General features: G+C 37.5%; 13 protein-coding genes. All 13 read right to left on the bottom strand.

The window, feature by feature from the left end:
- Window positions 1–54: 54 nt before the first annotated feature.
- The 13 genes from H9632_RS02105 to H9632_RS02045 all read right to left on the bottom strand — a co-directional run bounded on the left by H9632_RS02105 (window position 55) and on the right by H9632_RS02045 (window position 15,946).
- Window positions 55–1,632, bottom strand: a complete 1,578-nt coding sequence (locus H9632_RS02105) for a phytoene desaturase family protein (RefSeq protein ID WP_191702463.1) — start codon at window positions 1,630–1,632, stop codon at window positions 55–57.
- 336 nt (window positions 1,633–1,968) lie between these two features.
- Window positions 1,969–2,712, bottom strand: a complete 744-nt coding sequence (locus tag H9632_RS02100; protein WP_191702462.1) for a 16S rRNA (uracil(1498)-N(3))-methyltransferase — start codon at window positions 2,710–2,712, stop codon at window positions 1,969–1,971.
- Window positions 2,713–2,778: 66 nt separating this feature from the next.
- The gene (gene prmA / locus H9632_RS02095) at window positions 2,779–3,717 is read right to left on the bottom strand and encodes a 50S ribosomal protein L11 methyltransferase (protein ID WP_191702461.1); all 939 of its coding nucleotides are present in this window, start codon (window positions 3,715–3,717) and stop codon (window positions 2,779–2,781) included.
- Window positions 3,718–3,731: 14 nt separating this feature from the next.
- Window positions 3,732–4,853 carry a molecular chaperone DnaJ gene (gene dnaJ, locus H9632_RS02090; protein ID WP_191702460.1) on the bottom strand — a complete coding sequence of 374 codons (1,122 nt, stop codon included), beginning with the start codon at window positions 4,851–4,853 and terminating at the stop codon, window positions 3,732–3,734.
- Window positions 4,854–5,367: 514 nt separating this feature from the next.
- Window positions 5,368–7,221, bottom strand: a complete 1,854-nt coding sequence (dnaK, locus tag H9632_RS02085) for a molecular chaperone DnaK (protein WP_191702459.1) — start codon at window positions 7,219–7,221, stop codon at window positions 5,368–5,370.
- A gap of 138 nt (window positions 7,222–7,359) precedes the next feature.
- On the bottom strand, window positions 7,360–7,917 hold the full coding sequence (gene grpE / locus H9632_RS02080) for a nucleotide exchange factor GrpE (protein WP_318247657.1): 558 nt from the start codon (window positions 7,915–7,917) through the stop codon (window positions 7,360–7,362).
- 82 nt (window positions 7,918–7,999) lie between these two features.
- The gene (gene hrcA / locus H9632_RS02075) at window positions 8,000–9,025 is read right to left on the bottom strand and encodes a heat-inducible transcriptional repressor HrcA (RefSeq protein WP_191702457.1); all 1,026 of its coding nucleotides are present in this window, start codon (window positions 9,023–9,025) and stop codon (window positions 8,000–8,002) included.
- A 166-nt stretch (window positions 9,026–9,191) separates the two neighbouring features.
- Complete coding sequence (gene hemW, locus H9632_RS02070; protein WP_191702456.1) at window positions 9,192–10,337, bottom strand: radical SAM family heme chaperone HemW; 1,146 nt, start codon at window positions 10,335–10,337, stop codon at window positions 9,192–9,194.
- Between the two features lie 137 nt (window positions 10,338–10,474).
- Window positions 10,475–10,801 carry a geranylgeranyl pyrophosphate synthase gene (locus tag H9632_RS02065; protein ID WP_191702455.1) on the bottom strand — a complete coding sequence of 109 codons (327 nt, stop codon included), beginning with the start codon at window positions 10,799–10,801 and terminating at the stop codon, window positions 10,475–10,477.
- A 684-nt stretch (window positions 10,802–11,485) separates the two neighbouring features.
- A complete protein-coding gene (locus tag H9632_RS02060) occupies window positions 11,486–12,352 on the bottom strand; it encodes a 2-oxoacid:ferredoxin oxidoreductase subunit beta (RefSeq protein ID WP_191702454.1) in 867 nt (288 codons plus the stop codon).
- 2 nt (window positions 12,353–12,354) lie between these two features.
- Window positions 12,355–14,088: a 2-oxoacid:acceptor oxidoreductase subunit alpha gene (locus tag H9632_RS02055; RefSeq protein ID WP_191702453.1), complete on the bottom strand. Its 1,734-nt coding sequence runs from the start codon at window positions 14,086–14,088 to the stop codon at window positions 12,355–12,357.
- Between the two features lie 334 nt (window positions 14,089–14,422).
- Entirely contained in the window at window positions 14,423–14,704 is a 282-nt protein-coding gene (locus H9632_RS02050) for a stage V sporulation protein S (RefSeq protein WP_191702452.1), read from the bottom strand.
- Window positions 14,705–15,037: 333 nt separating this feature from the next.
- Entirely contained in the window at window positions 15,038–15,946 is a 909-nt protein-coding gene (locus tag H9632_RS02045; RefSeq protein WP_191702451.1) for an LCP family glycopolymer transferase, read from the bottom strand.
- Between the last annotated feature and the right edge of the window lie 191 nt (window positions 15,947–16,137).

Here is a 16,137-nt window from a genome sequence, read left to right as displayed (position 1 = left end):
ATTGCATACATTGTAATACGTATTATACAATTAAAAGTTCCAAAAAATTCGGTATTAATTTACTTGAATTGCTGCTGGCTGATGGGCTAGATCCTTATCTTTTTGTACCGGTTTATAGTGTTCGACTTTCGGTAACGGCTTAACTGGATGAAGCGGCTGTTTATGTTCTTTCAATATTCCGTTGGCTGTAATACGGGCAGATTCCAAAATAATCGGCAAGCCGCTTCCTGGGTGTGTGCCCCCACCTACTAGCCAACAATGGTCAAGCTCTTCAAATTTATTGCGTGGACGGAATACAAGCATTTGCGATAACTGGTGCCCCAAATTAAATGTTGCCCCTTTATAAACATGAATGTCTCGTTCCCAGTCTATAGGCGAAATCATACGCTCTTCTTCAATATATTCTCTAATATCCGTAATCCCCAATTTATCTGATATCATATTTAAAATTAGATCACGGAAAGGTGCAGCTATTTTCGTCCAGTCTATTTCACTTGTATTGTTAGGCACAGGTACCAATACATAAAGCGTCGATTTCCCTTCCGGAGCTACAGTTTCATCTGTAACCACTGCATTTTGAATATAGATTGAAGGATCTTCAGATAATAGCTTTGATTTCGTAATTTCCTCTACATTTTTACGATAGTCTTTTGCAAACCAAATTGTATGATGCGGAAGATCAAAACGTTTATTCACACCTAAATACAGCATAAAAGTCGAACATGAATATTGCTTCTTCTCCAATTTTTCAGGCGTATATTTTTTTAATACGCCTGGCTCTACTAATCTAGTCATTGCATTGGCAAAATCCCCATTAATAATAACTTCATCCGCTACAATCTCCTGACCATCCTCAAGCAGTAAGCCTGTCACCTTTTTCCCGCTTACTTTCAATTTTTTCACACCGCTATTAAGATGGATTTTCCCACCTAATTCAGTCACGACTTTTGCCATCGCGTCCGTTAATTTATTGATACCGCCTTTTATATGGTAAACACCGAATGCATGCTCTATATACGATAAGATCGAAAAGGCACCCGGGCTTTCCCACGGAGACATCCCCAAATACTTCGCTTGGAATGTAAAGGCAAGCTGCAAATCTTCATCTTTATAGAACTTTGACAATGTATCTACAAGCGAGTTACCGATTTCTAATTCTCCCGCAGCTTTTATCACTTTAGGATTCAATAAATCTGTCAGTCGATTCATAGGGGCTTGTAAAACAGGCGCGAGAACTTCCAACTTCTTTTGAGTACGCTCCATATAACGTTCATAGCTACCTTCATTTCCTGGGAAAAGTTCGTCGATTTGACGAATCATTTCGTTTGCATCACGCGTCATATTGATCTTTTTATCATGGAAAATCAACTGATACATTGGATTTAAATCAATTAAATCCACATAATCGTTTATATTCCGTCCAGTTAATTCGAATATTTCCTCCGCTATATATAGCATGTTCAAAAATGTAGGTCCCATATCGAATTTATATTCACCAAGCTTAATTTCACTTGTACGCCCACCTACATAGGCCTGTTTCTCATAAATTGTTACGTCATAACCTTTATGTGCCATCAACATCGCTACCGCTAATCCACCAGGTCCAGCACCTACTACTGCAATTTTTTTCATCTCTACTGCCTCCTTTTATTCCAAGCATTGGACAATGATTAAAATAAATAATTAATTGTTGTACAACGTTAGCAACTTCCTTCATTGCCCTATTACTTTATTTGAATATTAACTGTTGAAATAATGACTTATAGCATGATATTTCACCTTTAACTTTTATTAATATATCCATCACCTTTAAAAGAGCTACAATGTTATACAAACATTGTACAATTATTAAACGTAATTATACAAGTAAAAATTTCGAATTTGAGATAAAATTAATCAAATAGGACTAATCCATACATACAAAAAGGGATTGATTCGAAAGTTACCTTTCAAATCAATCCCTTCGTTTTATTCAAATTCATAGGAAATTGCTGATAAAGCATAAAACGGCGCTGTTTCTGTTCGCAATATACGAGGACCGAGTGACATTGTTTGTGCACCAGCTTCGATCAGTACCTTTGATTCATTGCGGGAAATTCCACCTTCCGGACCAAAAATACAAAGAATGTGTAATTCCTCATCAGTATTAAGCGATTGAAGCTTTTGTTTAAAGCTCGTCCGGTTTTCTAATTTAGCATCTTCTTCATCTGCAATAAAAATCGCATCATACTTAGCGAATTTTTGTATAAGCTGTTTAAAGCTTATCGGCTCTTCAACTTGTGGTATATGTGTCCGGTGTGATTGCTCCGCAGCCTCCTGCGCAATTTTCTGCAGGCGTTCTTGGTTTTTTTTCGCTTTTTTAGCATCCCATTTCACAATAGAGCGCTCTGCCGCAAACGGAATCATTGCATACATCCCTAGTTCCGTCGCTTTTTGTGCAATCAGCTCCAGTTTATCCCCTTTTGGCAACCCACATGCGATATCCACCTTTATGGGCATTTCCGGTGATGGAATTGTTTGTCCGGTCTTTTTGACACGTACATCCTGATCTATCTCAACAATTTCACATATATTTGCTACATTCTCATGGACAATGATGATTTCTTCCCCTACTGTCATCCTCATTACTTTACTAATATGACGTGCATTTTCACCTGTTACAATAAATTCATTTTCTTTATTTCCGGGTGATTCAATAAAATACCGTTGCATCGTGTTCACTCCTTGTTATACAAAAACAACAGCTGCACAAAACAGCTGTTGTTCTCTGAAATTCAATTAAGGACGGCGCGAAATAATCGCTACCCAGTCTTCCATCATTAGAACTTCTTCAATTTCGAAGCCGGATTTTTCCAACGCTTCTTTTACTTCATCTTTTTTGGCACCAATGATTCCTGAAGTAACATAAAGTCCACCAGGTTTAACAATTGAAAATGCATCATCAGTAAATGACATAATGATTTCAGCCAAAATATTCGCCACTACAATATCGGCAGGCTCCTTAACTGTATCCAATAAGTTGCCGTGGAATACTTCAACAATAGCATCCATTTTATTTAATTCCACATTTTCACGTGCCGCTCTAACAGCTACCTCATCCAAATCCAGTGCATGGACTTTTTCCGCTCCAAGCATTGCAGCACCGATAGATAGAACACCCGATCCTGTACCAACATCGATAACTGTATGACCTTGCTGTACAACTTTTTCAAGCGCTTGCAGACACATAACAGTAGTTGGATGCGTACCTGTACCAAACGCCATACCAGGATCTAGTTCAATAATAAGTTCATCCGTTGACACTGGTTTATAATCTTCCCAAGTTGGTACGATTGTAAAGCGTTCGGAAATTTTAACAGGATGGTAATATTGTTTCCATGCCGTTGACCAATCTTCCTCATCAACTTCACAAAGCGTTAAAATATTTTCACCAATATTTATATCAAAGTTTACAAGGTTTGCAATTGCAAGCTTAATTTCTTCGATTGTCTCCGCCAAAAAGCTTGAAGCTGATAAATATGCTTTTACAATGACACCTGTTTTTGGAAAGTCTTCTGGATTCAGTGCATAAATCTCACCAAATTTATCGATTCTTTCTTTATCTAGTTCCTTTGAATCTTCAATCACTACACCACTTGCACCAGCTTCATGCAAAATGTTCGTCACTGCATCAACGGCCTCATGCGTCGTTAAAATCGAAAGTTCTGTCCATTTCACTTGCAATACACTCCTTAGTCACCTTTAATTTTTTTCTTAATCTTATCGAATAGTGAACTACCTTGTTCTTCCGGAATGTCACCACTGATTTCTGCAAATTCTCTTAGTAATTGCTTTTGTTTTTCTGTTAATTTAGTAGGTGTGACAACTTTTACGATTACGTATTGATTACCCATACCATAACCATGTACATTTTTTACACCTTTATCTTTTAGACGGAATTGCGCTCCTGATTGAGTACCCGCTGGAATTTTCAGCTTCACTTTACCATGGATTGTCGGTACTTCTATTTCATCCCCTAATGAAGCCTGCGGGAATGTTAAGTTTAGTTCATATAAAATATCGTCGCCATCACGTTCAAATTGTTCGTGCTTGCGAACAGCAAAGATAATGTATAAATCTCCTGCCGGACCATTGTTGTAGCCTTCTTCACCTTGACCTGCCACTCGCAGTTGTTGACCATCATCAACACCAGCCGGGATTGTAATTTTGATTTTTTTCTTTTTCGTTATGCTACCTGTACCTCGACATGGTGTACATTTATCAACAATAATTTTCCCTTGACCACGGCAACTTGGACAAGAGCGTTTGTTTACCATACGGCCAAACGGTGTATCAACGGCTTGGTTAATTTGACCTGCACCATTACATTGTGAACATGTTTGAGGCTGAGTACCTGGCTTCGCACCTGAACCATGACATGTATCACAAGTTTCTTCTTTCGGAATTTCGATTTCAGTTTCTTTTCCGAATACTGCCTCTTCAAATGTAATATTCATACGGAATTGCAGATCGTCACCTTTACGTGGTGCATTCGGATCTTGGCGTCGACCGCCTCCAAAGAACGAACTGAAAATATCCTCGAAGCCTCCAAAACCGCCACCGCCACTGAAACCACCGCCGCCAAAGCCAGCATTTGGATCCTCGTGACCAAATTGATCATAGCGGGCACGTTTTTGATCATCGGACAGCACTTCATATGCTTCTGCTACTTCTTTAAACTTTAGATCTGCCCCCTCTTCTTTGTTTAAATCAGGGTGATACTGTTTTGATAATTTACGATATGCTTTTTTTATTTCATCTTTGCTTGCACCTTTACTTAGGCCAAGCACTTCATAGTAATCGCGCTTACTCATTGTTCACTCTCCGCTCTTTTTACATAACGTCTATTTTAGCATGTTGAAAAAATGATGTATACCATTTGCTATATTACTTTTAATATCAAATAAATAGTGTTTGCTATTTCATGTTGTCCAGTGCTTTCTCGGGGTACTGCTTGAAGGTATCGAGTATTTTCAAGCGTACTTTCCTACTTCACTTTTGGTCCTCTACTTCAATGGGATTGGCGAAATAATATGAAATAAGGGAAGATTTTTCTCTTATTTCTTAAAGACCTTTATTTTAAGAGAAAATAGAGGTAATTTTTTCCCTTATTCATAAAAAAAGCCGTTATTATCTTACTTTTTAGCTTAATAAGGGTAATTCCTTCCGTTATTTATGGCTTTTTAAATGATTTTTATAAAATAACGGAAATTTCTCCCTCTATTTTTCCTCGCTCCACCACGCTTACTACTTTCAAAACAGAGGACATCAACAAACTTAAAAGCCAAAGCCGCAAGCGGTCTTTGGCTTTTATTATAGAACGTTTGATTATTTATTGTCTTTATCGTCTTTTACTTCTTCAAAGTCAGCATCTACAACGCCGTCATCTTTTTTACCTGCATCTGCAGCGCCTTCAAAGCCTTCAGCTCCGCCTTGTGCTTGTGCAGCTGCTGCCGCTTGCTCGTATACTTTCATTACTAACGGCTGTAATACGCCTTCTAACTTTTCTTTAGACTCTTTAATTCCATCGATTTCGCCTTTTTCTAAAGCAGCTTTTAACTCATCGCGTGCATCTTCAACAGATTTCTTTTCTTCTTCTGTAATTTGCTCACCTAAGTCCGTAATTGTTTTATCAACTTGGAACACTAATTGGTCTGCTTCGTTGCGAAGATCTGCTTCTTCTTTACGTTTTGCATCTGCTTCAGCGTTTGCTTCAGCATCTTTTACCATACGCTCGATTTCTTCTTCTGATAATCCTGAATCAGATTGGATAACGATTGTTTGCTCTTTTTGTGTACCTAAGTCTTTCGCTTTAACTGATACGATACCGTTCGCATCAATATCGAATGTTACTTCGATTTGTGGAATACCACGTGGTGCTGGTGGAATATCAGATAATTGGAAGCGACCTAATGTTTTATTGTCTGCAGCCATTGAACGCTCACCTTGTAATACGTGAATATCTACTGCTGGTTGATTGTCTGCAGCTGTTGAGAACACTTGAGATTTAGATGTTGGGATTGTCGTGTTACGGTCGATTAATTTCGTCATAACGCCACCCATAGTTTCGATACCTAATGATAATGGAGTTACGTCTAATAATAATACGCCTTGTACGTCACCAGCTAATACGCCGCCTTGTACAGCAGCACCCATCGCTACTACTTCGTCAGGGTTTACGCCTTTGTGTGGCTCATGACCTGTTGCTTTTTTGATTGCTTCTACTACTGCAGGAATACGAGTAGAACCACCAACTAAAATTACTTTATCTAATTCTGAAGCAGAAAGACCTGCATCTGATAACGCTTGACGAGTAGGTACGATTGTACGTTCTACTAAATCTTTAGTTAAATCATCGAATTTTGCACGTGATAATGACACTTCTAAGTGAAGTGGGCCGTCAGCACCTGCAGTAATGAATGGTAATGAGATTTGAGTAGAAGTTACACCCGATAAGTCTTTTTTCGCTTTTTCAGCTGCATCTTTTAAGCGTTGCATTGCCATTTTGTCTTTTGATAAATCTACTGCATTTTCTTTTTTGAATTCTTCTACTAAGTAAGCAATGATTTTGTCGTCGAAGTCGTCACCACCAAGTTTGTTGTCACCTGCTGTTGCTAATACTTCGAATACGCCGTCAGCTAATTCAAGGATTGAAACGTCAAATGTACCGCCACCTAAGTCGAATACTAGGATTTTTTGGTCAACGTCTTGTTGATCTAAACCGTAAGCTAATGCTGCAGCTGTTGGTTCGTTGATGATACGCTCTACTTCTAAACCTGCGATTTTACCAGCGTCTTTAGTTGCTTGACGTTGTGCATCGTTGAAATAAGCCGGAACTGTAATAACAGCTTTCGTTACTTTTTCACCTAAGTAGTCTTCAGCATAACCTTTTAAGTATTGTAAAATCATAGCAGATACTTCTTGAGGCGTGTACTCTTGATCATCCACTTTAACTTTTTCGTTAGTACCCATTTTAGATTTAATAGAAATGATTGTATTCGGATTTGTTACTGCTTGACGCTTAGCAACTTCCCCCACTTGTTTTTCACCGTTTTTAAATGCTACTACAGATGGAGATGTACGGTTACCTTCTGGATTGGGAATTACTTTTGGCTCGCCGCCTTCTAGTACAGATACACAAGAGTTTGTTGTTCCTAAGTCAATACCGATAATTTTGCTCATAATTTAATTTTCCTCCTAATATTAAAAAACAGAATGTATTTGTTTATAGTTTAACAAATCCTGTCCAACCAACCTTATTTACATAAGGTTAAAGTTTTGACAGCCTTATTTATATAACTAGTACTAAAAAGTACTGAATTATTCGTTTACAGATACCATTGAAGGTCGTAGAACACGGTCTTTTAATTTATATCCCTTTTGTAATTCGCGTAAAATGATACCTGATTCTTTTTCACTATCCTGCTCTTGCATCACCGCTTGATGGAAATTCGGGTCAAATGTTTCTCCTTCAGCAGGAATAACTACTAAACCTTCTTTTTCAGTCGCAGCTAATAATTGCTGATACACCATTTCCACACCTTTATATAATGAAGCCGCTTCTTCCGAATTTACTTCGACTTTAAGGGCGCGATCTAAATTATCCAATGCCGGCAATAATTCAGTTAACAGGCTTTGCGCACGGTATTTTTCTGCAGATTCACGATCCAGGCGACTACGGCGTGATAAATTATCATAATCTGCACGTAAACGTAAGTAACGTGCATCTTCTTCTGCTAATTTCGCTTCTAATTCAGCAATTTTCTGTTCTTTTTCATCTAATACTGTCTCTTCAGTTTCAGCTGTTTCTACTACCTCTTCTTGCTCAGCTATTTCTTCTTGCTGCAATTCTTCATTTGTTTTTGTAGTTTCAGACACTTCTTTTCCTCCTCGAGTATCAACCATTTATTTAAATTCAGCAGAATATAGAAATACTCGCTGACGCAATATCACCGGGTCACTAATGTTTCTTATCGAAAAACGCTTGGGAAAGGCTGTTTGTCATAACATCCAACAATGTCACAACCCGTCTATAATCCATGCGTGTTGGACCGATAATTGCGATAGCCCCTTGCTGTTCTTCACCGACTAAAAAGGAAGCGGTAATTACACTGCAATTTTCCATTGCTAAATGATTGTTTTCAGAACCTATTCGAATTTGAATACCATGGTTTCCCTGATTAAATAGCGTTTGAACTTGATTTTCCTTATCAAATAAATCCATCAGCATTCTCATTTTGGCTAAGTCATGGAATTCAGGCTGGTTTAACATATTCGATTTTCCACCATAATAAACTTTACTCTCATTCTGTTGTGAAGTAATGGACAATAAAGACCGGACAATTGATTCAGATGCGTTAATATGCGATTTCAATACCGATAATGCTTCTGTTTGAAGCTTTATTGGAAGGTCATATAATGGCACACCTACTAATCGATCATTCAGAATATTTACCATTTTTTCTATATCATGCGGGCTAAAACCCGATGGTAACGTTAAAGTACGATTTTCTACATGACCGTTATCCGTCACAATAATAGCCACTGCTGTTTCCTCTGTTAAAGGAACTATCTGGAATTTTTTTACACGGTGCTTTTGAACATCGGGACCGAGTAATATTGTCGTATACGTTGTTAACTCCGATAGGATATTCGCCGATTCTTTAATAATCTGCTCCGCTTCGACAATTTGTTTTTCAAAGAGCGAGTGAATTTGTGCTACTTCGCCAGTCGAAATGACTTGAGGCTTAAGTAAATGGTCAACATAAAAGCGATAACCTTTTTCTGATGGCACTCTTCCTGAAGAAGTATGCGTTTTTTCCAAATAGCCTAATTCCTCTAAATCAGCCATCTCATTACGTATTGTAGCTGCACTGTACGTAATACCTTCTTTTTTCGAAAGTTGACGCGAACCAACAGGCTGAGCAGACATCACAAAGTCATCTACGATTGCTTGCAATATTTGTAACTGCCGATTTGTTAACATCTCTTCACCTCTGTTAGCACTCGATTAAGAGGAGTGCTAATATATTATATAAATTAGCAAATCTCTAAATTGATGTCAATGAATTCGTCCAAAATTTTTAATATTCTTTTTGTGATTATTTTACACGCAGTAGATGATTTACATCGAACAGCACTTAATCTTCAAATTATTCCCCTACTAAAAAACGTTGAAAAACTTCATTGCCTATAAATCGCCCTTTTCTAGTTAAGCGAATTCCCGTTGTATCAAATTCGATCAAATCTTCTTGATGTAAGCGTGAAATGGTTTCTTCATAGAGCGATATCATTGATCGATTAAATTTAATTTCAAACTCTTCATGTGTGACACCTGCCGTTTTTCTTAGCCCTAAAAACATTTGCTCTTCCAACTTTTCCTCAACTGTCACTTCATGTTGTTGCAATAGTGGAAGATTTCCTTCCATAACTGTTTCGATATATTTTTTTATCGGTGCTACATTTGAGTATCGAATGCCGTTTAAATATCCGTGAGCACCTGCACCAAAGCCTGCATACTCATCATTATCCCAATAAATTTTATTATGTGTAGATACATATCCTTCATGCGCAAAATTGCTAATCTCATACTGCTGCAGTCCGTGCGCTTCCATCGTATCCATTAATACACCATACATGCTGGCTTCAAGATCCTCGGTCGGCAAATTTAATTTCCCTTTTGCATATTGAATGTAGAAAATTGTTTTCGGTTCGACGATTAAGGAATATGCTGAATAATGAGGAAGCTTTAATGCCAATGCTTTTTCCAGCGTATCTTGCCACTGCTCCATCGTTTGCCCAGGCAATCCATACATTAGATCAATGCTAATATTTTCAAAGCCTACGTTTTTTGCGTTTTGAATCGTTTCATATACATGGTCATTGGAATGTGTGCGACCGATCTTTGTTAGTAAGGATTGATCAAAAGATTGTACACCCATACTTAAGCGATTTACTCCACCATTGTAAAGAGCTTGTAATTTCTCGATAGTGAGTTCATCCGGATTTGCTTCACTACTAAATTCTTTTACGGATGACATGGGAATATGTTTCGTTATTAGCTGCAATAATTTTTCAATTTGCTGTGCGGATAATGCAGTAGGTGTGCCCCCACCGAGAAAAATTGTTTCAATATTAGTAAAAGCTTCAGGGGTTTTGGCTACCGTCATTGCCATTTCACGCCCAAGTGCTTCAATATACTCATCAACTGGCTGATTTTTAAAAAATACTTTATTAAAATCACAGTAGTTACAAATCTGATGACAGAAAGGAATGTGAATATATACACCTCTAGCCATTTAAATCACTTCCTTAATAATGTTATTCTTCTTTATTGTAGCCTTTCTACATTAAAATACAAATAGAGGCACTCAGAAAGGAACGACAAAAAAAGCTTTGTTAAATGAGATTTCATCTAACAAAGCTTTATAATCTATTACACGGAAAGCACAGGCTCTTCTTTATTCATAAGCATAATCAAATCAATAGCATTAAGTTCAGGCAGCTTTGAGCAAAATAATTTCGCATCTTCTACTGTTTTAAATTGGAATGAATCGAGTTCCTTGATTAATTCATATTGATCTTCAACTAAGCCAATTGTATACAGACGTACAATTGGATTGTATTGCTTTGAAGCATCGAAGTTTTCTCCAGCAATTACAATACCTGATGTCCCGGAAACTTTATTAATAATTGTTTCAATAATATGCAGCTCATCTTGGACAAACCACTCAGGTACCATAAGTTGAATTTGACTGTTCATAAAAATCCATCCCCCTAAAATGTAATATTCATGCTGTGTTTTATATTTTTTTACAGCAGTTTCCCCAACTTTTAAAATAGCACGTTGTTTACTGGAGTTAAGTGTTTCCCACTACCTTAACATAAGCATAAAAACCCAATATTATTACAGTTTACACATAATAATTAATTCTATTTTACTACAAAGAGCAACTTAATAAAAGAAATTATTCCAAAAATCTTAATATTTATTCCAAAATATTAGGTATTTTAACACATGGAATTATTTAACATATTATTCAGTAATATATCTTCTTGATTAAATATACCAGTTATTTTATTGAATTTCATTATTTTTCTGAAAATAATTATTAATTTTCACATTTTTATTTTTTTCTATTAAATATCAAAAAAATAGTATGCTAAAAAAACTTAAACTACCTAAATTATAAATGACTTTATAGTAATACTTAGTAAATTATTCGTAAACAAATAATTAAATATTAGACAATTAGTGTGATATTCGCCACTACTTTATACTTATTCGCCATCTACAAATGGATAATCGTCAAATCACTTAGCATAATCGTCACTTCATCTCACATATTCGCCACCCGATCCCAGATATTCGCCACTTTTCACTCCAAAATGAAAAAAGAGCTATATAAGCTGAAAAATTCAGCCTATATAGCCCTAAAATTATTATTTACATAAATTCTTTAATAAGTTGATCAAATTGATCTTCCGATAAGCTAATATCGATATCTGTTAACGGCAACTCTGAATAGCCTTTAATTTTATCTTGATAAGAAGTTGTTTCTGTATCCTGATAAATAACGCCTGTTACAAGACCTTCGTGGCGCATTACTGTTTGCATTGCCATTTCTCGATTAGAAGAATCATAGCCTTCAATGTCAGCGAGCTTTGTTAAATTTTCTTTGAACCAGTCGTATGTGTTCACTTTATTGTACGTTACACATGGCGAGAATACGTTAATGAATGAGAAGCCTTTATGGTTTAAGCCGGCTTCGATCATTGCTGTCAGTTCTTTAATATCCGTGGAGAAGCCTTGTGCCACAAATGTCGCACCTGCTGTTAAAGCAACTTCTAGCGGTTTTAATGACGGCTCGATTGCCCCACCTGGTGTTGATTTCGTAATGAAACCAGCAGCAGAACGTGGAGAAGTTTGACCTTTTGTTAATCCGTAAATTTGGTTATCCATTACAACATACGTAATGTCGATGTTACGGCGGATTGCATGAATCGTGTGACCCATACCAATTGCAAAGCCGTCTCCGTCACCGCCAGATGCGATAACTTTCAAGTCTTTGTTGGCCATTTTCAAACCTTGTGCAATTGGTAACGCACGGCCATGAATGCCGTGGAAGCCGTATGAATTAATATACCCGGAAATACGACCTGAACAACCGATACCTGAGATGATAGCCAATTCACTTGGTTCATAGCCTACGTTTGCTGCTGCGCGTTGAATCGCCGCTTGTACGGAGAAGTCACCACAGCCAGGACACCAGTTAGGTTTTACGGAATTTCGGAAATCTTTAAATGTTGCCATGATTAAATTTCCTCCTTCACTAAGTTTGTTAATTCACGTGGTAAGAAAGGAGTACCATCGTATTTTAAAATCGATTTCGTCTTCGCGTGACCACCGATATTCATTTTCATAACATTTGCAAGCTGACCTGTCGCATTGTTTTCCACAACAATCACTTTTTTCGCTTGATCCATTAATGCACTCATCTCTTCAGATGGGAATGGGTGGATCAGCTTAATATGTGCGTGGTTCACTTTCACGCCTTCAGCATTTAAGTTTTCCTGTACTTCTTCCAATGCACCGCGCGTTGAGTTGAAGCCTACTAATAAGACATCAGCATCTTCATGTGGGGCATTCACATACACAGGATTTTCAAAACGGACTTGCTGTAATTTACGCATACGTTTGTCCATTTGATTACGACGATTGCCCGGCGCTTCAGATGGTTTCCCTGTTTCATCGTGCTCAACACCTGTTACGTGGTGAATACCGCCTTTTAAACCTGGGAATACACGCGGTGATACACCGTCTTCTGTAACTTCATAACGTTTAAAGTATTCTTTTGTTTCTTCATCTTCTACTGAATCAACAATTTTACCACGACGGATTTCAATTTTACTGTAATCAAAAGGCTCAACAGATTGTTTACCTAATGCTAATTGTAAGTCTGTCATCACGATAACTGGTAATTGTAATTCTTCCGCAATATTAAATGCCTGAATCGTATCGTAAAATGCTTCTTCCATTGTAGAAGGCGCAATCACAACTTTCGGAATTTCACCGTGTGTACCGTAAAGCATTGCCATTAAATCGGACTGTTCCTGCTTTGTCGGTAAACCAGTTGATGGACCGCCACGCTGAGTATCAAAAATAACAAGCGGCTGTTCTGTCATACCTGAAAGACCAATAGCTTCCATCATTAATGAAAGACCAGGACCCGCTGATGCTGTAAACGCACGCACACCACCGTAGTTTGCTCCGATAGCCATTGTCGCTGCAGCAATTTCGTCTTCAGTTTGAATAACTGCTCCACCTACTAAAGGAAGCTTTTTAATCATGTATTCCATAATTTCTGAAGCCGGTGTAATTGGGTAAGCTGCCATAAAACGAGAGCCTGCTGCTAATGCGCCTAATGCTGCTGCATCATTTCCGATCATGAACATACGGCGTTTCCCGTCAGCAGGAGCAATCTCCCATGTACCTACACGGTCACCAATCTGTTCTGTAATTGCTTGACGTCCGCGTTCAATCGCTTCAATATTTTTTGCTACGACTTCTTCACCTTTACGCCCGAAAATTTCATCAACAACACTTTGGAAAACTGCCTCATCTAAGTTTAAAAGCGCAGCTGTTGCTCCAATTGCAACCATGTTTTTCATTAAAGATGTACCAAGTTCAGCCGCAATTTCCGTAAATGGCACAGCATATAATGGTGCTACACAATCTTCCGGATTTGTTGGATTGAATTTCGCATCGGCTAAAATGATGCTGCCTGGTGTTAATTCTTTATAGTTTACGTCGATTGTTTCCTGGTCGAACGCCACTAGTATATCTAAATCGTCCGCAATAGCGCGTACTTCTGTTGGACGAACCGTAATTTTGTTATTCGTATGGCCACCTTTAATTCGAGAAGAGAAATGACGGTAACCGTATAGGAAGTAACCTAAACGATTCATTGCCATTGAGAAAATTTCACCTGTACTCTCAATCCCTTCACCTTGCTGCCCACCGACTTTCCATGAAAGCTGATGTAACATATCAACATCTCCTTAAAATTTCTGTATTATATAGTTGTTAGCTCGGATGTAGCTGGCATCAAGCTGAGCTACGTATAGTTATTTTTCCTACATTAGTTTAACATGAAGTGTAAGTCTCTTCTATTGCAAATGTCATATAGTAGTAAAAATCAGACCTTTGACGGAAAGTTTCTGTACACAATTTGTTTTGCGGGTAATCTTGATTATTTATGCAGTTTATTTAAGAAACGAAATTTTTCACATTTTGTTTCACTATTATGTATTTGTTATAACAAAATTCCTGAAAATAAAAAACACCCGCTTAGCACTACTTAGGTGCTAAGCGGGTGTAGGACTATTGATGATTAGCTGAACGAGTTCTTTTTTCAACGAGCAGTTTTAACGCCGTCCGATCTTCTCCTGCAATTGTAATGTCTGCGAAAGCCGGGGCACAAATTAAATCTGTACCACTTGGAGCCACAAACCCTCGAGCGATTGCTACTGCTTTAATTGCTTGGTTTAACGCACCTGCACCTACAGCCTGCATTTCTGCAAAACCTTGCTCTCGTATTACCGCAACGAGTGCTCCTGCAACAGAATTAGGATTAGAACGAGATGATACTTTTAATGAATCCACAGCTATTTCCCCCTCATCTAGTACTGCAATATCTTTTAAGACAATTTTTATTGCCTGTACGTCATTGTATGCGCGCTATTTCCAAAATAGACTTCCAAAATTATAGATACATTAAGAAAAATTAATCTGCTAAACTATAGTTCTCATTTTAATAATGATGAGGGTTAGGTGATTTATGATTATTCAATACAACCCTTAAAATTTTTGTCTGTGAAGAAGCCAAAATAGTCGTGGCTTTTTTGACAGCCTTTTTATCGACACTTCAATATTTAAAATTAGTATCGAACCATCGCATTTACTTGATGAAATCGGACCTGCTGCTATAAACTTTTGCTACATCTCCATATGTTTTCTCAAATCTGCCTGAATCTCCAGTAATTCACCTTCATCCGGCATATAGTAATAAATACCGTCCAACTTCGCATTCGAGCCTTTGTTCATATAAAGCTGCTCTATCTTTTTTAAACTATCACTATAATTTTTTTGTATACTAAGGAGATCATCAAAAGGAACATTCATTTCCACATTTTTCTCCAAAGTTTTAAAAATTGATTTATAATTCCATACTTTTTTTATTGACAAGCTTTCGTTTATAATGCCCTGAATGACTTGTTTCTGTCGATTTTGTCTGCCGAAATCACCAGTAGGGTCGTCATAGCGCATTCTTACATACTTCAAAGACTTCTCTCCATCGAGCACCAATTCCCCAATCGGAAAATGTTCCCCCTGAAAATTGAAGTTCAGTGTATTTTTAACTTTAACACCACCTAGGATGTCTATAATATCGACAAAGCTTACCATATTCACTTTCACCACATAATCAATCGGAATACCCAATAAATTTTCCACTGTTTCCATCGACATTTCCATTCCACCAAAGGAATAGGAATGATTGATTTTGTCTTTAAACCCTTTTCCAATCATCTCGGTATAGGTGTCACGGGGTATGCTTAGCATTTTTGTCGTTTGAAGGTTTGGATTGACGGTCAAAACAATCATCGTATCAGAGCGCCCCACATCACCTTCACGTTCATCCACCCCTAAAACTAGTGCTGAAAACGGCTCCATTTTTGTTGTAATATCGACTGGCTGCATCCGTATATCAGATGATTTTTCGTCCATCGGTGTATAAATTTCATTTGCTGTACTTTTTATATCTCCATATACATTAACAATTACAATGAGACTCGTACTGACTAAAACAACAGCGATACTAATTAGCCACTTCCATGCTTTTTTCATCCTGATTCTCCTCAGACTCTTTTCAACTATAATAGAGAGCATATGAACTATAGTTTCCACCGCAATTGCTAATTATTCACTCACTTTATTCAATTAATATCCTTTAAAAAAACACCTACGCATTGAATAAAAATAGGCAATCGCCAAGTTTTTTCAATGGTAGGTGTTATATTTTGTCCGAAATTTACTTT

Origin of the sequence: Solibacillus merdavium, assembly GCF_014836935.1 — a bacterium.
Taxonomy (GTDB): Bacteria; Bacillota; Bacilli; order Bacillales_A; family Planococcaceae; genus Solibacillus; species Solibacillus ferritrahens.
This window is presented reverse-complemented; position numbering and strand designations above follow the sequence as displayed.